Source organism: Liquorilactobacillus cacaonum DSM 21116, from assembly GCF_001436735.1.
GTDB classification, from domain to species: Bacteria; Bacillota; Bacilli; order Lactobacillales; family Lactobacillaceae; genus Liquorilactobacillus; species Liquorilactobacillus cacaonum.
Genome location: NZ_AYZE01000005.1, coordinates 1 through 20155 on the forward strand (window position 1 = coordinate 1; position 20155 = coordinate 20155).

Below are 20155 nucleotides of genomic sequence, written 5' to 3' on the forward strand. Positions count from 1 at the left end.
GTTCTAATAACAGTAGTTCTAGTTCTAATAACTCTTCTTCAACTAGTTCTAGTTCAGCTAGCAACACTTCTTCTAGCTATACTGTTAAATCCGGCGATTCTTTGTGGGTAATTGCTAATAAATATAACTTAACTATAACCAAACTTAAAGAATTAAATTCTTTAAATACGAACACAATTTATATCGGTCAAGTACTTAAAGTTTCCTCACAGTCTACTACTTCCAATAATGATACATCCAGCTCGATTAGTAGCTCTTCTGCAACCGTTTATACTGTTAAATCTGGCGATTCTTTGTGGAAATTAGCTGTGAAATATGGTACTACTGTTACGCAAATTAAATCTACAAATAATTTAACATCTGATATTATTTATGTTGGACAGTCCTTAACAATAAAGTAGTAAAAGATTTAGTAATCAATAACCTTTTGCTATACTATTAGAAACATATCATGTGTATTCATTATATGTTATGCGCAACTCATACTAAGCAAAATAATAAGGGACCAAGTCAAAATTTTTATTTTTTGATTTGGTCCCTTTTATTTATCAATTTTTTACTTATACTATATTAAAATATTTAACTCATAACTTCGTCCTTCTTGAAGGATTGTCTAATTTCGATTTGTCTTTTTACTTCGGTTAACATCTTTGCCTTTGTCTCATCTGTCCAATCAAAATAATTAGCCATTTCATCAACTATTTTTCCGTATACTTCGTCCATATGGTTAAAGTTAAATAACATTTGACTACTTCTACGTAATAAATAATCAATAGGATGAATTACCATTTCGTCTTCCAGCCCATAATGTAGTTGCGCATAATCAATTGCTTCCAATTCTGTATCTGCTTCCTTGGATTCTTCTAAGAATTTGTAAACTTCATCGACATTCAGACCATAACGATGTACCAATGCCTCTGCTTCATTTTCATCCAACCCGTAATCAATTCCGCGTTTAACTGCTTCTGGCAAAAATTCCTTAAAACCTTGACTTCCCCTATCATCAGCTCCTGACAACGCTAATTTTTCGGTCTGTGTATCCACATAATGATAGTCTCCATATTCCTGTGCAAAGTCCTTAGCCAACTCATTAATAATTTTTTCTGCCATTTTACGATATCCAGTTAATTTACCACCAGCAATAGAATAAAGCCCTGAATCCGAATGGAATATCTCATCTTTGCGTGAAATTTCTGAAGGGCTTTTTCCTTCTTCCTGAATCAATGGTCTAACCCCCGACCATGCCGACTCTACATCTGCGAAAGTAAGTGGTTCGATTGCAAACATCTGGTTAACAGCACTTAAAATATAGTGAACATCTTTACTTGTAATTGACGGTTCTTTTGCATCTTTATCCCAACTAGTATCTGTTGTCCCAAAATAAGTTTTACCTTCTCGAGGAATAACGAACATCATTCTTTTGTCATTGAAAGGAGTATCAAAAAATATCGCATTTTTTACAGGAAATTTCGCACTATCAACAACCAAATGTACCCCTTTTGTTAAATGTAAATGTTTACCTATATCTGATCCGTCCATTTGTCGGATTGTGTCTACCCATGGGCCTGCAGCATTAACAACACGTTTCGCATAAATTGTTCCTGTTTTTTGCGTAATTTGATCAATATATTTTACCCCATTAACCTTACCTTGCCCATTGTAAACTAGATCTGTAACTTTAACATAGTTTGCCAATAATGCTCCTTTTTCATTTGCTTTTTTTGCAACCTCTAGCACAAGTCGAGCATCATCTGTGCGGTATTCAACATAAACCCCTGTTCCCTTTAATCCATCGGCTTTTAAATACGGCTCTCTTTTCAGTGAATCCTCGGGATCTAGCATAAACTTTCTTTCACTTTTTTTAACTTTAGCTAATCTATCATAGACATCTAATGCGATTGCCGTTGTGAATTTTCCAAAAGTCCCACCAGCATAAAACGGAAGCATCATTTTCAAAGGTGTCGTTACATGTGGTGCATTTTCATATACAATTGCACGCTCGGAACCAACTTCTGCAACTTCATGAATTGCTAACTGCTTTAGATACCTCAAGCCTCCATGCACTAATTTGGTTGAACGACTTGACGTGCCAGAAGCAAAATCACGCATTTCAATCAATCCTGTATTTAGCCCTCTCGTCTGTGCGTCAAGAGCAATCCCAACTCCTGTAATTCCTCCTCCAATAACCAATACATCTAGCTCAGTATCTTGCATCTTTTGTAAATTATCCATACGTGTTTGTGAACTAAAAGCCATCATCAATATCTCCTCCAAACCTATTAATTTTTATTATATTTAAATTCCATCGTTGCTTTTACTGCATGTTGCCATCCTGTATACAAATCATTTCTTTTCTTCTCATCCATGTTAGGCTCAAATTTTTTGCCCACCGCGAAAATTTCCTTTAAATCATCCACGCTATCCCAAAAGCCAACTGCCAATCCTGCTAAAAATGCTGCCCCCATAGCTGTTGTCTCCACATTTTCCGCCCGTTCAACGGGTACATCCAAAATATCAGATTGAAATTGCATTAAATAATTATTATTTGACGCACCCCCGTCGACTCTCAACACTGGTATTTTAATTTTTGTATCTTCAAACATTGTGTCAACAACATCTTTTGATTGATATGCAAGTGATTGTAACACCGCTTTAATAAAATCTTTTCTAGTTGTCCCTCGAGTAATTCCAAAAACTGCACCTCGTGCATCTGAGTCCCAATATGGTGCACCCAATCCTGTAAATGCTGGAACAACATAAACTTCATCTTGACTTTGAGATTCCAGTGCAGCTTTTTCTGAATCTGGAGCACTATCCACCAACTGCATTGAGTCTCTTAACCATTGAATTGCTGAACCTGAAACAAACACAGAACCCTCCAACGCATAGTTAACCTTTCCGTCAATTCCGTACGCAATTGTTGTCAACAAATTATTGGCTGACATTATTGGCTTAGTTCCAGTATTCATTACAATAAATGAACCTGTTCCATACGTATTTTTCACCATTCCAGATTCTAAAGCTAATTGTCCAAACAATGCACTTTGTTGATCCCCAGCCATTCCTGCAATCGGAACAGCACTGCCATAAAAGTGATATTTAGCAGTCGTCCCATATATCTCTGAATTACTTTTGACTTCTGGTAACATAACTTCTGGAATATTCAATAATTTTAAAATGTCTTTATCCCACTCAAGCTTATGGATATTAAATAACATTGTACGACTTGCATTGCTATAATCCGTAACATGAATTTCACCACCTGATAATTTCCAAGCAATCCATGTATCAATGGTCCCAAAGAGAAGTTCTCCCTTTTTTGCTCGTTCTTGGGCACCCTCCACATGATCTAATATCCATCTTACTTTTGTCGCAGAAAAATAAGGATCAATCACCAAGCCAGTTTTATCATGTATCATCTTGGAATGATTTTTTTTCTTAAGATCTTGGGCAATATCATTGGTCTGCCTTGACTGCCAAACAATAGCATTATAGATAGGCAACCCTGTCTCCTTATCCCAAACAACAGTTGTCTCACGCTGATTAGTGATTCCTACTGCCTTAATTTGCTTTGGTTGAATACCTGAATTAATGAAGGCATTCGCAATTGTTGAAAGCACGGCGTTCCAAATTTCATTTGCATTATGCTCAACCCAACCTGGATGAGGAAAATATTGTGGAAATTCTCTTTGAGCATCAGCAATAATTTTTCCATCATGATCTATAATTAGTGCCCTTGTACTAGTAGTGCCTTCATCAATTGTTAAAATATAATTTGCTGTCATTATAAAATCATCCCCTATATAATTGTTAGCGCTTTCTTTGAATATAATGATAGACCATTTTGTTCATATTGCAAGAATTTTAGCCTTTGTTTATTAAAAAAATTGTTTTATCCTTACGGCTCCGACTATTCAAAAATGTCGTGTGAAATATCTTATTACTAAATTCACAAGGATTTATGCTATACCAATATTAATTCACCTCAAAAATTAATCAACACTATCAGTCAAAATAAATGTATAATGTAATATAATTACTAAACTAAATCAAAGGAAGTTTGTATATGAAAAAAATAGGTTTAGTTGGGGGTATGGGTCCTGTTTCCACTGTAGATTACTACCAACAATTGATTGTAGGAGTTCAAAAAATAAAACCTAATTCGTGCCCCGCAATAGTTATAGACAGCTTAGATGTTTTTGAGCTTCTGTCTCTGGAAGAAACCAGACAAAAAGAAAAACTTTTACAAATATTGTTGCATAGCATCACTAATCTTAAAAATGCTGGCGCTGAATTTGCAGTACTAACCGCAAATACTCCTCATATGATTTTTGATGACCTAAAACAGCTTTCTCCCTTACCATTAATAAGTATAGTTACAGCAACTTTGAATGCTATTCAAAAAAACAACCATACAAACATCGGTTTACTTGGCACAAAAATGACAATGGAACTTGACTTTTATCAAAAACAGGCACAACTTTTTGGTATAAATGTAGTAACACCTTCTTCACAACAGATTGATGTTATTCATAAAATAATATCCACTGAACTAGAACTGGGAATTGTTACTCAAAAAAGCAAACAACAACTACTCTCAATAATTGAAAAAATGAGCAAAAAAAATAACCTAGATGGTGTCATCCTAGGCTGTACTGAATTACCACTAATCTTGAATCAAAATGATACAACTCTAGCGGTCTATGATACTGTTTCAATTCATGTCGCCGAAATTTTAAAAATGGCTTTTGTTAACTAACTTAATACCCTATTCCAAATAAAATAAGTTTAAATAAGGACATAATTGTCTGCTTAAAATTTAAATTATTCTCTTCAAGAAAACTCTCTCCCAATAGTTGAGTGAGTGTCTGTTGTAATATCATTTGCAATATTTTTTTTTCAGTATCTGTCAATACACGCACATTTTCATTTTCAATAAAGGCTTCATAAATTAATTGACTTAATTCATCTAAGTTCTGCTGTATCCTAGCCCATTGTTTGGGATAGCCCGCACGTATTTGTATTGTAAACTTGATTAATTTGTCAATATCGTATGTAGTAGGGAAACTCTTTCCTTGCCCCTTTAATAACTCAGAAGGAGTAATCGTAGCCTCTAACTCTGCTTTTTTCCAATTATTTTTAAAATCATTAAAAACAAAGTCAATAGTCTCATTAATAATGGCATCTTTACTTGGAAACATATCGTATAATGTTCGCTTACTAATTCTCAATTCAGATGCCAATTCAGATGTGGTAAATCTATCTCCTTTTTGTTCAATAACATGGATGATAATTTCATATATTTTTTTATTCTTATTCATTCTATACCTCTATAACCAAAAGTTTCCATTAGCATATAATTAATCAATTTTTCACAATTATAACAGATTGTAAACAAATATGCTTTTTTATGTAATCATTATTTATAGTATCTATTTTTTATAACTTTCTTAGTATACAATAATAGCTAAACTGTAGTTTAATACAACATTGGAGTGATTAATTTGTCTATCAACTATGCTAAAGAAACATCAATTATAAATATTAGAGATATTGGCGATATTTCCACTGACCATGGACACTTTAAGAAAAACATTTTTTTTCGAAGTGGAGAATTATATGACCTTTCCTCTCAAGACATTTCCTTTCTTGAAAACAAATTGAAAATTAAAAAGATTTATGATTTCAGAAGACCTGAGGAAATTGAAAATCGTCCAGATTCGCAGATAAAAAATGCTGAATATAAAAATATTAATTTAATGTCTACAGCAGGCCAAGCTAATCCTAGTCTTAAAAATATGACGATATCAGATGACATTGAGTCACACATGTTCGATGCCTACACAGAATTGGTTTTAGGTGACTCTGCTCAAAAGGGCTATCATACTTTTTTTATGGCTCTATTATCCGCTTCTGATCCCATACTATTCCATTGTTTTGCTGGAAAAGATCGGACCGGTTTTGCTGCAGCGCTTATTTTAAAAATTGCTGGTGTAAGTGATGAAGAAATCTATAAAGATTATCTACAAACCAATATAGATCGTCAAGTTGCAAATAAGAAAATTTTACAAGCCTTTAAAAACAAGCTATCTCCTGACAAATTAGCTGGACTAGAAGTGTCATTGAATGTAAAAAAAGAATATCTTGATCATGCTTTTTCTTTAATAAACCAAAACTTTGAAAATTTTGAAAATTATCTTAGTGTTGGGCTTGATCTTCCTACCAACTATATTTCAACTTTCCGTAATCTTTATGTTGTATAAAATTTACTGAAATACAAAAAGGACTAAGCCAAAATAAATTTTGGCTTAGTCCTTTTCCACTTTATATACACATACTAATAACCCTTAAAATTAATCTTCTATGACAAGAACACGCTCTTCATCATTCATATATGCTTTTTCTTCTCGTGTTGCTTCAATTGAACCAAATGGCATTTCAGCACGTAAAACCCAGCCTTCAGGAATGTTGAACGCATCTTTAAACATATCATCTACGATTGGGTTGTAATGTTGCAAACTAGCTCCTATACCGTTTTCAGTAAATGCAGCCCATACACTTTGTTGAGCCCCACCTAAGCCTTGTTCTGACCAATCTTGAAAGTTATCTGCATATAGTGCAAATTGAGCTTTGTTATCATCAATTGTTGGTTGATGAGTAAAGAATAAAACTGTTCCAAAACCAGCTTTAAAGGAATTGATTTTTTCTTTAGTTTTTGCGTATGCTTCTTCTGTTGGTACTTCAGACTTCAATCTTTCAGCTACCAAATCCCAAGCCTTATCTGATGCATTTCCAAAAAGTACGATTGCACGTGTTGATTGATTATTGAAAGCTGTAGGTGACTCCCTAATTGCTTTTTTCACCAAACTAACAATCTCTTCTTTTGATTCTGTAACATTTTTACCAAGTGCATAAATTGAACGTCTCTTTGCTAATAATTCAACAAGTTTTTGATTCATTGAAAACTCTCCCGACATGAATAATATTTGTTATCTTTTCTATAACAGTTCTAATTTTATTGAATACTTTCCAGACTGTCAATACTTACTTTTTAAAAGTCTATATTATTGTATTTGCATGTTTCATCATTATTTGATACATTTAAAAAATAATACTTTGAAAGTTGGAAATATTAATGAGCAAATATAGTTTATTGAAAAATAAAATGCCTTCTGCAATCAAAAAAGCCTGGATAATATCAGACTTATTAACTTTTTTTATATTAATTATCATTGTTTCGTTAGCCCGATTTTTCACTAATATTTTCATAACGTCTTCTTGGATTAATAAATCTGCAATAATTTTTTTTATTGTTGCAGTATTGGCAACAATAGCTTCACTTCTTTTGATTCCTTACAGATACTACTTTCATCGTTACAAAATCAACCAAACAGAAGTTGCCATTCAAACGGGATTCTTCTTCCGTAAAACAACATATATACCTCTAATTAGAATACAACACATAGAAACCTCCCAGGGACCAATTCTTCGCTTTGTACATCTGACTGAACTATCAATCCATACTGCTGCAAATGTTCATTTGTTAAGTGGCTTGGATATTAAAACAGCAGCTAATCTAAGAACACAAATACTTGATTTAGTCGAGGTAATTCGTGAAGATGTATAATTACAAGAGGCTCCATCCCTTTGTAATATTAAAAAGGAGTACCTCTTGGGTATTTTCTTTTTCACTCTTAATAGCGTTCGATGTTTTTCGTAATATCGAAAGCAAATCTAGTTGGTTTTATAGCATTGCTATTTTGGGTTCTTTATTTTTTTTAGCATTTATATTCAATTTATATCGCTGGTTTACATTTAAATATGCTATTACCTCTACAAACTTATCAATTAAATCTGGTATTTTCTTCAAACGTGAAAAAACTATCCCTTTTTCTAGAATCCAGTCAATTCATCAAAAAACCTGGTTTTTATTTCGTCCATTTAACCTTGTTAGTATTACTATTGAAACTGCTAGTTCAAGTAGTAAGATTGAAGATATTGTATTAGAAGTTGTAACTAGATCTACATATAATCTCCTTGAAAATTTACGGCTTGGAAAGGAAAATACTATTGATTCAGGTAAAACACAAATTTATATGCCCCAATATTCTGTTTCTTTAAATAATATTATTATTTTTTCACTAATCGATCTTGATGTTATTTCTGTTATTCTAGGATTAATCACGATAGTTTACCCGTTCAGTCATTTTGCTTACAAATATTTGAATTCATTTTTAAGTAAACTATTTACTAGTGGGATACTTATTCTAACTTTCGTCCTAATCACTGTTGTTACACTTACAATTTTGGGGACTATTATTAAAAATATTTTTAAATACTATAAGTTCACAGTTTATCGAGAATTAAATCATATAATTATCAAACGCGGATTTTTTACACGAACGACTTTAAGTATTCCAATTGAAAGAATTCAGGCCATTCGAATAAATAGTTCCTTATTACAAATGCTCTTAAATATCAAAACAGTTGAATTATTGTTAGCATCAGGTACAACAAGTGAAGCTAAAGAAGATGCTAGTGACACTAACTTCTTTCTTTTCCCAATAATAAACGGACACTTATTAACCAAAAAGCTCATGCAAATTCTACCTGAGTTCACTAATACGAAAATTATTCAAAAAAAACCACATACTGTTTCATGCCCCCCACATTATTTCTTATCTAGTAGGTTTAGATTTCTAAATTTACTATTACTAGTTCCACTATTTTTTTGGAGTGGCAACTGGTATATCCTTTTTAGTGTTATAATTTTATTTTTTACCTTATTATCTTTTATTAATTCTATTTGGCAAACAAAAAGTCAAGCTGTCACTTATTACGAAAAAGAATTACTCATGATTAGAACTGTTCTCTTTTTTACACGTACTGAGTATCTCTGCCCTTTAAATAAAATTCAAACAATTTCAATATCTACCACGCCTTTTCTCTACTATCAAAAACTTGGACACATATCTTTCGTTTTTAAAACAGGAGAATCTGCCTCAACAATAAAATTAAAATATTTATCATGGAAGACTTGTGAGACTATTAGATTTCACTGTGCTCCTAGAATCAAAAATTATACTTTAATAAAAAAAGAAGTTCAGCCTTAAGTTTCACTTTTGACCGAACCTCTTTTTTATTTCATAGCTTGATTACCTGCTTTTATTGCTGCAACTCCACGTTTTGTTGTCTCAAAAGAAGCTAATGCCCTTTTCAGATCATGATATTTCAAATTCGCTCCAAAAACCGGACTCCCTGGTTCCATTCGAATACCCTGACTTAAAGAACCATAAACAAGTGGATCAAACCCAAAATCATCAACCACTTGAGCCACTTGAGCTACTGCTTCACTAGCATCGCCCACAACTGCAATTGCCTTGCGTCCTTCATGCCCTTTTTCCTTTGCTTCATCATATAAATCATGATATCCCATATGATTAAAAGCTTTGACTACCTTACTATTTTTTAAATAATTTTGTACTAACACACTAGAAGACGAACTAACATCTGTTAATTCAGGATTCTCCCCATCAACTTCCCACCAATAATTCATTGCATCAATTATTACTTTATTTGATAATTCTTCAATTGATAACGATTTATACTTTCCAAGTGGTAGTGCCAGAATAATTAAATTTGTTTTTTTAGCCACTTCCTTTGCCGTAAGTACTTTTGCCCCAGGCAACAACACTTCGACTGTCAGGGCAATTTTACTAGGATTACCTGAACCACCAATATACACTTCATACCCAGCTTTTAAAGCTAGTTGTCCCAACACCGTTCCTAGTTTCCCTGCTCCCAAAATTCCAATTTTTTTACCCATTTTTAGGCCTCACTTAATAATTCTCGTACTCTTGGAATAACTTTTGTAGCATACAATTCAATCATATGTTCCCGCGCACTGGCTGATAATCCACCCGCACCATATACTAATTCAAATCTTCCAATTCCTAATGTTTTAATCATTCTTGCTAACCTTTTAGCAACGGTCTCAGGAGATCCAACATAAAACGAACCATTTTGTACTTCACTTTCGAATTGTTCACGTGACATAGGTGCCCAACCTCGATCATTTCCTATTTTCACAAAACTCTTTCTAATATGGTTCCACGCAAGTTCAATAGCCTCTTCATCCGTGTCTGCAATCATCCCATGAGAATGCACAGCAATTGGAAATGCAGGGTTTTCAAACTTGTCAGCTGCTCTTTTATATAACTCAATATATGGCTTAAATCGTTCTGGAGATCCTCCAATAATCGCTAGTGTCAATGGAAAGCCATACCTTGCTGTCCTGACAACCGATTCAGGTGACCCACCCACTGCTATTCTCGTGGCTATATTGCCATTTTCAGTCTTTGGAAAAACATTTGCATCTTTTAAAGAGGCTCTTGTTTTTCCTTCCCATGTTACTGGCTTTTCTTCTAATAACTTAGAATATAAGTTAAGCTTCTCCTCAAAAAGAAGGTCATAATCTTGTAAATCATATCCAAATAATGGGAAAGACTCCGTAAATGATCCTCTACCTAATACAGCTTCAGCACGTCCATTAGATATCGCTTCAAGTGTCGCAAAACGTTCATAAACTCTAACAGGATCGTCGGAACTTAAAACTGTCACACCTGTAGCCAACTTTATTTTTTTAGTAATTGTTGCAATTGCTGCTAAGACCATATCTGGACTAGATATTGCATATTCTTCACGGTGGTGCTCACCTAGTGCAATAACGTCAATTCCAAGATCATCTGCCAGTTTTGCTTCTCTTATCACCTGTCGAATTGCATGCGCCTGTGTATAAACATTACCCTCATCATCTGTAGGAATATCTCCAAAAGAATCAAGTCCGAATATCATTTTTTTTGTATTTATCATTTTTTTCATCCTTTAAAATTATATTCTTATTTTTCGTAAGTATATTAATATGATAGTGTTTCTTCATTATACTGTCAAGAAATATAGATAATCGTACAATATTGTACTTCTTCTTAAAACTAGCTTAACAAAAATCACTATTATTCATTAACTATTATTCATAGTTTTTTCAAAATTTGAATCTATACTATAACCATAGTCTTGATAAAAAACATCCCGCTTCCCCAAAACGGAGATGATGCAGGCTACTAAAATTCGTTTTTTCTCTACTCCCTTTCTCCGTGGTTAACCCCAAGACCACGGAGTTTTTTTATGTTACTAAAACAAATAAATAGCCCACTGTTCCCAAAACCAAAAGTAATATAACATTAACTTTTGTGAACGTATTAAAAAAATAAGTACGTTTTTCTGGATAGTACAATACAAATTGCTTGAATGCTAGAAGATTTGCTAATGAAGCAATCATCGTCCCTAGTCCTCCAATATTCACTCCTATAAAAACAGCACTTGCTAACCCAGTAAATTTTGCTAATAAAATTGATGCTGGAACATTGCTAATAATTTGACTAGTTACTATAGCTGATAAATAAACCATTAATTTAGATGTCAACATGCTCTCAAAAAAAATACTTATTAAATGACCACGACTGAGAGTTCCTACTATGATAAAGAAGCATATAAAAATTAGCAAAAGGTTATAATCAATTTTTTTCAAAATATTTTTCTGTAGAAACAAGCAGCCAATAATTGTGAGAACTAACGAGATATAACTTGGAATCAATCCAAAAACACTGCATAGTACGGAGAAAAACAATACCAAACCAATAATCAACTTAAACTTAGCAATTTTCTCCTCAAAGACTTCTTTTGAAACAGTAAGTTCCTTTTTCTTAAACTTCACATGAGTAATCAGGTACAAAACTAGCAAATTAGTAATGGTAAGTAAAATTGAGATTTCAAAAAAATATGATAATGATAAATTATAGTAACTAACCAAAAAAATATTCTGCGGATTTCCAAAAGGTGTAGAAATACTTCCAAGATTAGCAGCCACAGTTATCAGAATGCTTGGCAAAATCACTGGTAAATTTTGTGCTTTTGCAATTTTAAAATATATTGGTAACAAAGTAATAATTGCCACATCATTCGTTAAAAGCATCGCCCCAAAAAATCCTAAAAAAACAACAGTTTGCATTAACCCCTGTTCATTTTTAGCTTTTCTCACAAGGATGTTGCTACAATAGGTTAAAAATTTAACTTCATTTAGTATCTGAATGCAAATCATCAATGATGCAAGTATAAAAATTGTTTTCCAATCAATATCTTCTACATGTGGTAACCCCTTTAAAAAACTTAACAATGTGAACATCAAGGTTACCATAAGCATTCGATCATTCCACATTTTTTTCAAAAATCCCATAAAAGTTTCTCTCCCTACATTTTCTCTCCCTATTATATACTTTTAAATATTGTTTATTATCACAAAGTATCTTGTTACAGATTAATTAACGAAAAAATTTATTAACTCATATAAAAAAGAATAATACGACATTATTTTTAATAAAATTGTTGCTTTTTTTGTTACAAGTTGATATAGTTGAGTTGTTAAATAATACTTACAAAAAATAAGGAGTGCTTTTAATGACTAAAACAATCGGATTACTTGTTGGTAGCTTAAGAAAAGGTTCATTTACACGTGCTGTTGCTGAACAAATGGCTTCACAATTGCCTGCAGGATTTGAAGTAAAGAATATTGATATTAGCAAATTAGCTATGTACAACCAAGACTTAGACGACGAAGGTATGGTCCCTGAAAGTTGGACTACCTTCCGCGAAGAAATGAAAACTGTCGATGCAGTAATCTTTGCAACTCCTGAATTTAATCGATCTGTACCGGGGGTTTTAAAAAATGCTCTTGACGTTGGCTCACGTCCTTATGGCGCAAGTGTTTGGGATAAGAAACCTGCTATTATTTTAACTGTTTCTCCTGGTGCTATTAGTGGCTTTGGTGCAAATCACCATCTTCGTCAATCTTTAGTATTCTTAAACATGCCTACTATTCAACAACCTGAATTATATATCGGCAATGTAACAGAATTATTAGATGATGATTTAAAAATTAAAAACGAAGGTACTGTTAAATTTTTAGGCGGGGCAATGGTCACTTTTGCTGACTTTATCAATCGCTTAGCATAATTTTTACTAAATCAAACATTTATATGCGATAATTTGGGACCAAATCAACGACTTTGATTTGGTCCTTTTTATGCACTGTTAGGAGCAGAAAAAAGATAAAACTTAAACTATCCACTTAAGATTAGTAAAAGTACATATTACATTATATTTTTAAATATAAGCAAGAGCATTTAAATTGATTGTGAATAAAGTTCAATATAAAATGAGAGTATCCATTAAAAGAAGGGTGGTCCTATGATGTCTAAACAAGTTAACAATTCCAAAACCTTAGTACAATTGAATCAACTCCTTGCAGATTTAACTCAACTTCAAAATAATATTCAACAAATCCATTGGTATATGCGTGGAAAGAATTTCTTTCATCTTCATCCTTTGATGGATGAATACAAAGAAATCTTGGGTAATCAACTTGATGAATTAGCAGAGCGATTAATTGCGTTAGGAGGTAGCCCATTTGCAACTATTGCTGAATTTAGTGCGCACACTAAACTACCAGATGAAAAAATAGCTTTTAATCAATTTACCTTAGCAGAACTAATGGATAAATTATTGTCTGAATTCAAATATCTAAAGGAACAATACCAAATTGGAATAGATGTTACTGATCAAGAAAAAGACTTTCCAACTCAAGACATTTTGAATGGCTATAAACGAGAAACTGAAAAAGTCATCTGGATGGTAAGTGCATACTTAAATAAGGGCCCTCTTGAGTGATATTTTAAAAATGTTTGTGCATAGAACCTAAGTCATATCTTCTTTGACTTGGTTTTTTTTATTTCAAATAACATATTTATAAAAATATAAATCATTTTTTTAATACCTTTTTGTTCACTTTTTTACTTTTTTCTTTATAATCATTCTAATTTAAAATAATTTGAGCTATAATAGCAGTGACTTAAATAGTACCTCTCTTTCGCCCCTTTAGTTGGCCCGCAAGTCATCGATACTATTCAAATTTATTCTTGGAGGTGTCTTATGAAAGTTGCAATTTTCTCTACATGTGTTGTTGATCTACTTTTCCCAAATGTAGGCCAAGCAATGGTAGAAGTCTTAGAAAGATTTGGTTGCGAAACTGCTTTACCCACTGATCAAATTTGTTGTGGGCAGCCTACATATAATAGTGGTTATCGTAAAGAAAGTAACAAAGTATTCTACAATGAAATTGATGCATTGTTATCCGCAAATGCGGATTATATTGTTGGACCAGCAGGATCATGTGTTGCTATGCTTCGTGAATATCCACACATTTTAAAGGATGATCCTGAATACTCACAAAAAGCACAAGAATTAGCAGACAAAAGCTATGAATTTTCACAATTTCTTTATAATGTTTTAGGTGTAATTGATGCTGGAGCTCAGTTAGATGCAACAGCAACCTACCACCGTTCTTGCCACATGACACGTCTACTAGGTGAAAAAACTGCGCCTTTTAAACTATTAGAACAAGTTAAAGATTTAAAAATGGTTCCATTGCCTCACTTGGAAAATTGTTGTGGATTTGGTGGAACATTTTCTGTCAAAGAACCTGAAATTTCAAAACAGATGGTCGACGAGAAAGTTGACAGTGTCATTAGTACAGGAGCAAAAATATTAATTAGTGCAGATGCTTCTTGTTTAATGAATATTGGTGGCCGTTTTAGCCGTCGAAATGAAAGTATTAAGATTATGCACATTGCTGAAGTCCTAAATCATAATGTTGATACTAGCCGTATTCGCTACAAAGACCAACCAACCACTGTATAGAAGGAGGCCAATTATGACAATATCAACTAGTGATAAACCTTTTTTAACACGCGTTAAAGAATCAGAAAATGATCATTTCATGCAACAGTCTGTTGCAAAAGCACAAGACGCACAGTGGGATAAAAGAACAGCTGCTCGTGAAGAACTTGGCAATTGGGAACAGTGGCGTGATCTGGGTGAACAAATTCGGCAACACGTCATCAAGTATCTTCCTGATTATTTGGAACAATTTAGTGATAATGTCACAAAAAAAGGTGGTCATGTTTTTTTTGCGCAAACCGATGAGGAAGCTGCAAATTATATAAAGGAAATTGCAAAAAAGAAAAATGCCCACAAAATTGTAAAATCCAAATCAATGGTCACAACCGAAATTGACTTAGACAAAGTATTGTTGTCTCTTCCTGATACATCGTTGATGGAAACAGATCTTGCTGAATTTATTCTACAAGAAGATGACTGGGACGAGCCAACGCATATTGTTTTTCCTACTCTTCACAAAAACCGCAATCAAATTCAAAAGGTGTTCAAAAAACTTGGATATTCTGGTACAAATGATCCAGAAGAAATGGCTAAGTTCGCCCGTAAATATTTGCGCGAATATTTTATGCAAGCTGATTTAGGTATCACCGGTTGCAACTTTGCAATTGCAGACAGTGGACTAATCAATCTTGTTACAAATGAAGGTAATGCCGACTTAACAATGGCTATTCCGGAAACACAAATTGTCGTAATGGGTATGGAAAGAATTGTGCCAAGTCTAAAAGAAGCAGAAGTTTTAGACAATATGTTGTGCAGAAGTGCAGTTGGGCAAAAACTGACTAGTTACTGTTCGTTCAGCGGAAAACAAGTTGTTGGCGAAAGTGATGGCCCAAGTGACTTTTACGTTGTTATTTTAGATAATGGGCGCTCAAATGCTTTGGGAACAGACTTTGAGCCAGTTTTACAATGTATTCGTTGTGGTGCCTGTTTAAATGTATGCCCCATCTATCGTCACATTGGTGGTCATGGATATGGTTCCATTTATCCTGGTCCAATTGGTGCGGTTTTGTCTCCTGTTTTAGATGGATATGAAAAATTTGGTGACCTACCTTTTGCTTCAAGCCTTTGTGCAGCTTGTACCGAAACTTGTCCTGTAAAAATCCCACTACACAATTTATTAATTAAGCATCGCGAAGTCATGATGGATAAATTGAAAATGGACCATAGTTTTAATAATGTTTTAATGAAGGGTGCCGGTGTTGCCACAAGTTCTCCAATACTTTTCAAAATGGCACTCGAAGGAGATCATCTAGGCTCCGCACCACTATCTAAAAGTAAAAAGACCACAGTGGATAATCTTTTTAACTATGGCCATATTGAAAAAGCTCCTTCATTGGGTGCTGGTTGGACAAACGTTCGAGATTTAGCAAGGCCTCCTAAGCATTCTGAAAACTTCAGAAGTTGGTATAAAAAACACAAAAAAGAACAGCAAGAAGGTGTTTCACATGACTAATCAAAATAAAGAAACCTTTCTTGATAGAATTGCAACTAAATCTGGCAGAGCTAGACATCAGTTAAGCAAACATCCATTTATACCAGTAAATGACTTACCTGAAACTACTCTTTCAGGTAAGTCTCAAGATGAATTATTTGAAATTGCAAAAAAAAATAGTGAAGCTGTTCATGTTACTTTTGAAAGAACAGACACTACCTCGCTAGCTTCCTTATTGAATAGTTTTTTGTCTAAAAAAGATATTCAAAATTTAATATTGCCCACGACCGATAAATGGTCTACTTATGGGTTATCAGAATGGGAAAAAGAACGTAGTGATTCTGCTGAATTTTGGTTACCTGAAAGTTCTAGAAAAGAAAATTTAGAAAAGGCCAATAGTGCTGATGGTGCAATTGGCTTTGCTGATTATTTGTTAGCAGAATCTGGCACAATAACTGTTGCTACAACTCCCGGTCAAGGTCGTGGTTTTCATTTCTTGCCAACTCATTATTTAAGTATCATTCCTAAAAGTTGTATTCTTTCTCGAAGCCGTCAGGCTATGCATAAATATGAAGATGCTATTTCTTCAGGAAAATTAGTAACTTCAAATATTAACTTTATCACTGGACCATCAAACTCTGGTGATATCGAGATGGTACTCGTTGTTGGTGTTCATGGTCCATTAGATATGACATACGTAGTTGTGGAAGATTTGTAGTCCAATATCGCTATTTAATAAATATTAACTTAATTTGAATTTTAACTAAAAAAACGTAAAAAATGTCGGGTATTCTCCATTTATTTTGGTTTTGGATATGACCTTGAAAGACATCTTTTGCGTTTTTTTCACTTTTCCTAATCAGTCTAGTCATTTTATAGTTGTTACTACTTTTTGTGATACAATTCCTAATATATTATTGTTTTCGGTGGAGTCTGTCAGATTGGAGTTTTTATGTCTTTTATCGGGATACTCATTATTATTTTATTGGCTACAACCGTCTTTGGCCATATTTCAGCTAGGTTAGGAATGCCTACAGTTATTGGGCAACTTCTAATTGGAATTGTCATTGGACCTGCACTATTAAATATTGTTCAACCCAGTGAATTGATTTCAAATTTTGCTGAAATTGGTGTTATTCTCCTAATGTTTATTGCTGGAATTGAAAGCGACATGAAACAACTTAGAAGATTTCTGAAACCTGCAATTTCTGTAGCATTATGTGGGGTACTTCTTCCAATTTTTACAATGGGTATTGCAAGTATTTTATTTGGCTATAGTATACTAGAGGCAACTTTTATAGGTGCAGTTTTTGCTGCAACTTCTGTTAGCATTTCTGTTGTTGTCTTACGAGAGTTCAAAACACTTGATAGTAAGGAAGGGGCTACAATTTTAGGGGCAGCAGTTGCAGATGACATCATTGGTGTTTTAATTTTAAGTCTCTTAATTGCACTAGATGGATCAACTTCCACAACAAGCATGCATAGTGGAAATACCCTTTTTACAAAATTTGTTTTTCAAGGAATTTTCTTTATTAGTGTTTTCGTCCTTGTTCGTTGGATTGCACCTTTAATTATGCATCTTAGTAACAAGTTATTAGTTCCTGCTAGTAGGACTATCTGCGCTCTGATTATTTGTCTTTCAATGGCCTATATTGCTGAAATTGTTGGTTTATCTGGTGCAATTGGTGCTTTTTTTGCAGGTATAGCTGTTGGCCAAACAAATACTAGAGAAATTGTAGATAAGTATATTGAGTCAATTGGTGATGCTATCTTCATCCCCGTTTTTTTCGTGAATATCGGGCTAAGTATCTCATTCGATAACTTTCTAAAATCATCACTTTTTGTTGTTGTAATGACTATTCTTGCTATCTTAACTAAATGGCTTGGTGGATTTTTAGGTTCTAAATTAACCGGATTTAGTAATAAAAGTAGTAATATTGTTGGTGCAGGTATGATTGCACGTGGAGAAATGGCATTGATTACCGCACAAATTGGTTTCAGTGCTCATCTATTGCAAAAAAATCTATACGTTGATATTATTTTTGTTATTGTTTTAGCGACAGTCGTAGCACCACTAATGCTTCGAAATACACTAAGGTAATAAATTACGATTTCCCCAAACAATTACAAGACCTAAAGGCTAAGTTAGAATTTCAATTCTAGTTTGGTCTTTTTTTTATTAATTGAAATTCACTTCTATCTTAATGTTACAATCCGAGCGAAAATCAATTATATAATTGGTGCTACCCAATTATATAATTGACCACACCAATTCTTTAGAGTACACTCTAATTGTAAGTATTTACTTTCTACCTTTTAGTAAGTTAATTATTAACATCTTTAAAATTCAATTTTGGAGGAATAAAAAATGGCATACAAAACAATAAATCCTTTTACAAACGAAATCGTCAAAGAATTTCCAAATGCAACTGATTCTCAAATAGCGGAAGCTCTTACAACAACACATAATCTTTACCGTGTGTGGAAGAAAGAAAAAGTTGCAGATCGCGCACAAAAACTACATGATGTTGCACAAACATTTCGTGATAATTCCGAAGAACTTGCAAAAATATTAGTTGTTGAAATGGGTAAATTGATTGGTGAAGCACGTGGAGAAGTTGAATTATGTGCAATGATTGCTGATTATTTTGCTGATAACAGCTCTGATATGCTCTCTCCTATTCCTTTAAAAACAACAGCTGGCAAAAATGCACGAATTGAAAAAGAGTCTGTTGGTGTATTGCTAATGGTCGAACCGTGGAACTTTCCTTATTATCAAATAATGCGTGTTTACGCTCCAAATTATATGGTTGGTAATCCTATGATTTTGAAGCATTCATCAAATACCCCTTGGGCAGGAGCTATTTTCCAAGAAATGATTGAAAAAGCTGGTGCTCCAAAAGGAAGTTTAATTAATCTATTCTTAACCCATGATCAAGTTGATTCAGTGATTGCAGATGACCGTATTCAAGGTGTTGCTTTGACTGGTTCTGAACGCGGAGGTAGTTCTGTTGCTCAATCAGCTGGTAAATATTTGAAAAAATCTTCGATGGAACTTGGTGGAAATGATGCATTTATAGTTCTTGAAGATGCTAATATTGATGAAGTAATTTCAGTTGCAAGTCGCTCACGTACTTACAATGCTGGACAGGTATGTACTTCTTCCAAGCGTTTCATTGTTGCTGATAATTTATATGATGAATTTATTAAACGTCTAGGTGAAAGCTACAAAAATTTTGTGCCTGGCGACCCTATGGATGAAAAAACAACACTCGCACCTTTATCATCTGCTAAAGCAAAACAAACTTTGCAAAAACAATTAGATGATGCACTTGCTGCAGGTGCTAAATTGTACTTTGGTAACACACCAATCGACCTACCAGGTCAATTCTTCCAGCCTTCAATCATTACAGATGTTACTCCTGACAATCCAGCTTATTATCAAGAAATGTTCGGCCCAATTGCACAAGTTTATCGTGCATCTAGTGAACAAGAAGCCATCGATATTGCAAACGATTCACATTATGGATTAGGTGGAATTGTTTTTGCTGGAAATCGTAAGCATGGAGAAGAAGTTGCACAACAAATTGAAACAGGTATGGTATTTGTAAATACATTCTTGTACACCTTACCAGAAATTCCATTCGGTGGTGTCAAACGTTCTGGTTACGGTCGTGAAATGAGTAGTTTAGGACTTAATGCTTTTGTCAATGATAAATTAATAGTATCTGTTGACGATCCCGATTTAGAAAATCTCGGAGGAGCACTTTTTTAGAAAAACTAACAAATTTCAGTTATCTAGTAACTAAATTTGTCGTGTAATATTTAAACTTTGGATACATTTATCTGAAAAAATTAGGAGCTAAGCCAGAT

Annotated in this window: 19 protein-coding genes; 12 read left to right on the top strand and 7 right to left on the bottom strand. The window is 33.6% G+C overall.

What is annotated here, in order from left to right:
- The coding region (locus FC80_RS00515; RefSeq protein WP_157055561.1) for a LysM peptidoglycan-binding domain-containing protein at window positions 1–401 on the top strand (401 nt) is incomplete at its 5' end.
- A 178-nt stretch (window positions 402–579) separates the two neighbouring features.
- On the opposite strand, the gene FC80_RS00520 is transcribed toward FC80_RS00515, so the two are convergent.
- The gene (locus tag FC80_RS00520; RefSeq protein WP_057828198.1) at window positions 580–2259 is read right to left on the bottom strand and encodes a glycerol-3-phosphate dehydrogenase/oxidase; all 1680 of its coding nucleotides are present in this window, start codon (window positions 2257–2259) and stop codon (window positions 580–582) included.
- Window positions 2260–2279: 20 nt separating this feature from the next.
- Window positions 2280–3785 (bottom strand): glycerol kinase GlpK, encoded by a 1506-nt coding sequence (gene glpK / locus FC80_RS00525; RefSeq protein ID WP_057828199.1) that lies wholly within the window; start codon window positions 3783–3785, stop codon window positions 2280–2282.
- Between the two features lie 281 nt (window positions 3786–4066).
- Between glpK and FC80_RS00530 the strand changes: the two genes are divergently transcribed.
- On the top strand, window positions 4067–4759 hold the full coding sequence (locus FC80_RS00530; protein WP_057828200.1) for an aspartate/glutamate racemase family protein: 693 nt from the start codon (window positions 4067–4069) through the stop codon (window positions 4757–4759).
- A 1-nt stretch (window position 4760) separates the two neighbouring features.
- Here FC80_RS00530 and FC80_RS00535 read toward each other — a convergent pair whose 3' ends face one another.
- Entirely contained in the window at window positions 4761–5321 is a 561-nt protein-coding gene (locus FC80_RS00535) for a TetR/AcrR family transcriptional regulator (protein WP_057828201.1), read from the bottom strand.
- Between the two features lie 174 nt (window positions 5322–5495).
- Here FC80_RS00535 and FC80_RS00540 point away from each other — a divergent pair, with 174 nt between their 5' ends.
- Window positions 5496–6263 carry a tyrosine-protein phosphatase gene (locus FC80_RS00540; protein WP_235807212.1) on the top strand — a complete coding sequence of 256 codons (768 nt, stop codon included), beginning with the start codon at window positions 5496–5498 and terminating at the stop codon, window positions 6261–6263.
- A gap of 90 nt (window positions 6264–6353) precedes the next feature.
- On the opposite strand, the gene FC80_RS00545 is transcribed toward FC80_RS00540, so the two are convergent.
- Complete coding sequence (locus FC80_RS00545) at window positions 6354–6959, bottom strand: nitroreductase family protein (RefSeq protein ID WP_057828203.1); 606 nt, start codon at window positions 6957–6959, stop codon at window positions 6354–6356.
- A 176-nt stretch (window positions 6960–7135) separates the two neighbouring features.
- Between FC80_RS00545 and FC80_RS00550 the strand changes: the two genes are divergently transcribed.
- On the top strand, window positions 7136–7627 hold the full coding sequence (locus FC80_RS00550) for a PH domain-containing protein (protein WP_057828204.1): 492 nt from the start codon (window positions 7136–7138) through the stop codon (window positions 7625–7627).
- Window positions 7620–9113: a PH domain-containing protein gene (locus FC80_RS00555; RefSeq protein ID WP_057828205.1), complete on the top strand. Its 1494-nt coding sequence runs from the start codon at window positions 7620–7622 to the stop codon at window positions 9111–9113. Before FC80_RS00550 ends, FC80_RS00555 begins: the two co-directional genes overlap by 8 nt.
- A gap of 26 nt (window positions 9114–9139) precedes the next feature.
- Here FC80_RS00555 and FC80_RS00560 read toward each other — a convergent pair whose 3' ends face one another.
- The 3 genes from FC80_RS00560 to FC80_RS00570 form a co-directional block, all read right to left on the bottom strand.
- Window positions 9140–9826, bottom strand: coding sequence for an NADPH-dependent F420 reductase (locus FC80_RS00560; RefSeq protein ID WP_057828206.1), 687 nt, complete (start codon window positions 9824–9826; stop codon window positions 9140–9142).
- Between the two features lie 2 nt (window positions 9827–9828).
- Complete coding sequence (locus tag FC80_RS00565) at window positions 9829–10872, bottom strand: LLM class flavin-dependent oxidoreductase (RefSeq protein ID WP_057828207.1); 1044 nt, start codon at window positions 10870–10872, stop codon at window positions 9829–9831.
- A 310-nt stretch (window positions 10873–11182) separates the two neighbouring features.
- Window positions 11183–12292, bottom strand: coding sequence for an SLC13 family permease (locus tag FC80_RS00570; protein ID WP_057828208.1), 1110 nt, complete (start codon window positions 12290–12292; stop codon window positions 11183–11185).
- A 221-nt stretch (window positions 12293–12513) separates the two neighbouring features.
- Here FC80_RS00570 and FC80_RS00575 point away from each other — a divergent pair, with 221 nt between their 5' ends.
- From FC80_RS00575 to FC80_RS00605, 7 genes are all read left to right on the top strand, one after another.
- Window positions 12514–13068 carry an NADPH-dependent FMN reductase gene (locus FC80_RS00575; RefSeq protein ID WP_057828209.1) on the top strand — a complete coding sequence of 185 codons (555 nt, stop codon included), beginning with the start codon at window positions 12514–12516 and terminating at the stop codon, window positions 13066–13068.
- 237 nt (window positions 13069–13305) lie between these two features.
- On the top strand, window positions 13306–13782 hold the full coding sequence (locus tag FC80_RS00580; protein ID WP_057828210.1) for a Dps family protein: 477 nt from the start codon (window positions 13306–13308) through the stop codon (window positions 13780–13782).
- Between the two features lie 261 nt (window positions 13783–14043).
- Entirely contained in the window at window positions 14044–14811 is a 768-nt protein-coding gene (locus tag FC80_RS00585; RefSeq protein ID WP_057828211.1) for a (Fe-S)-binding protein, read from the top strand.
- Window positions 14812–14824: 13 nt separating this feature from the next.
- Complete coding sequence (locus tag FC80_RS00590; RefSeq protein WP_057828212.1) at window positions 14825–16303, top strand: LutB/LldF family L-lactate oxidation iron-sulfur protein; 1479 nt, start codon at window positions 14825–14827, stop codon at window positions 16301–16303.
- Window positions 16296–17000 carry a LutC/YkgG family protein gene (locus FC80_RS00595; protein ID WP_057828213.1) on the top strand — a complete coding sequence of 235 codons (705 nt, stop codon included), beginning with the start codon at window positions 16296–16298 and terminating at the stop codon, window positions 16998–17000. The genes FC80_RS00590 and FC80_RS00595 overlap by 8 nt, the downstream gene beginning before the upstream one ends.
- 234 nt (window positions 17001–17234) lie before the next feature.
- Window positions 17235–18383 carry a cation:proton antiporter gene (locus FC80_RS00600; RefSeq protein WP_057828214.1) on the top strand — a complete coding sequence of 383 codons (1149 nt, stop codon included), beginning with the start codon at window positions 17235–17237 and terminating at the stop codon, window positions 18381–18383.
- A gap of 267 nt (window positions 18384–18650) precedes the next feature.
- A complete protein-coding gene (locus FC80_RS00605) occupies window positions 18651–20057 on the top strand; it encodes an NAD-dependent succinate-semialdehyde dehydrogenase (RefSeq protein WP_057828215.1) in 1407 nt (468 codons plus the stop codon).
- Window positions 20058–20155: the final 98 nt, after the last annotated feature.

Coding starts and splice junctions, on each gene's coding strand:
- FC80_RS00520 (WP_057828198.1), bottom strand. CDS start 2,259: ATGATGGCTTTTAGTTCACAAACACGTATGGATAATTTACAAAAGATG.
- glpK (WP_057828199.1), bottom strand. CDS start 3,785: ATGACAGCAAATTATATTTTAACAATTGATGAAGGCACTACTAGTACA.
- FC80_RS00530 (WP_057828200.1), top strand. CDS start 4,067: ATGAAAAAAATAGGTTTAGTTGGGGGTATGGGTCCTGTTTCCACTGTA.
- FC80_RS00535 (WP_057828201.1), bottom strand. CDS start 5,321: ATGAATAAGAATAAAAAAATATATGAAATTATCATCCATGTTATTGAA.
- FC80_RS00545 (WP_057828203.1), bottom strand. CDS start 6,959: ATGAATCAAAAACTTGTTGAATTATTAGCAAAGAGACGTTCAATTTAT.
- FC80_RS00550 (WP_057828204.1), top strand. CDS start 7,136: ATGAGCAAATATAGTTTATTGAAAAATAAAATGCCTTCTGCAATCAAA.
- FC80_RS00555 (WP_057828205.1), top strand. CDS start 7,620: ATGTATAATTACAAGAGGCTCCATCCCTTTGTAATATTAAAAAGGAGT.
- FC80_RS00560 (WP_057828206.1), bottom strand. CDS start 9,826: ATGGGTAAAAAAATTGGAATTTTGGGAGCAGGGAAACTAGGAACGGTG.
- FC80_RS00565 (WP_057828207.1), bottom strand. CDS start 10,872: ATGATAAATACAAAAAAAATGATATTCGGACTTGATTCTTTTGGAGAT.
- FC80_RS00570 (WP_057828208.1), bottom strand. CDS start 12,292: ATGGGATTTTTGAAAAAAATGTGGAATGATCGAATGCTTATGGTAACC.
- FC80_RS00575 (WP_057828209.1), top strand. CDS start 12,514: ATGACTAAAACAATCGGATTACTTGTTGGTAGCTTAAGAAAAGGTTCA.
- FC80_RS00580 (WP_057828210.1), top strand. CDS start 13,306: ATGTCTAAACAAGTTAACAATTCCAAAACCTTAGTACAATTGAATCAA.
- FC80_RS00585 (WP_057828211.1), top strand. CDS start 14,044: ATGAAAGTTGCAATTTTCTCTACATGTGTTGTTGATCTACTTTTCCCA.
- FC80_RS00590 (WP_057828212.1), top strand. CDS start 14,825: ATGACAATATCAACTAGTGATAAACCTTTTTTAACACGCGTTAAAGAA.
- FC80_RS00595 (WP_057828213.1), top strand. CDS start 16,296: ATGACTAATCAAAATAAAGAAACCTTTCTTGATAGAATTGCAACTAAA.
- FC80_RS00600 (WP_057828214.1), top strand. CDS start 17,235: ATGTCTTTTATCGGGATACTCATTATTATTTTATTGGCTACAACCGTC.
- FC80_RS00605 (WP_057828215.1), top strand. CDS start 18,651: ATGGCATACAAAACAATAAATCCTTTTACAAACGAAATCGTCAAAGAA.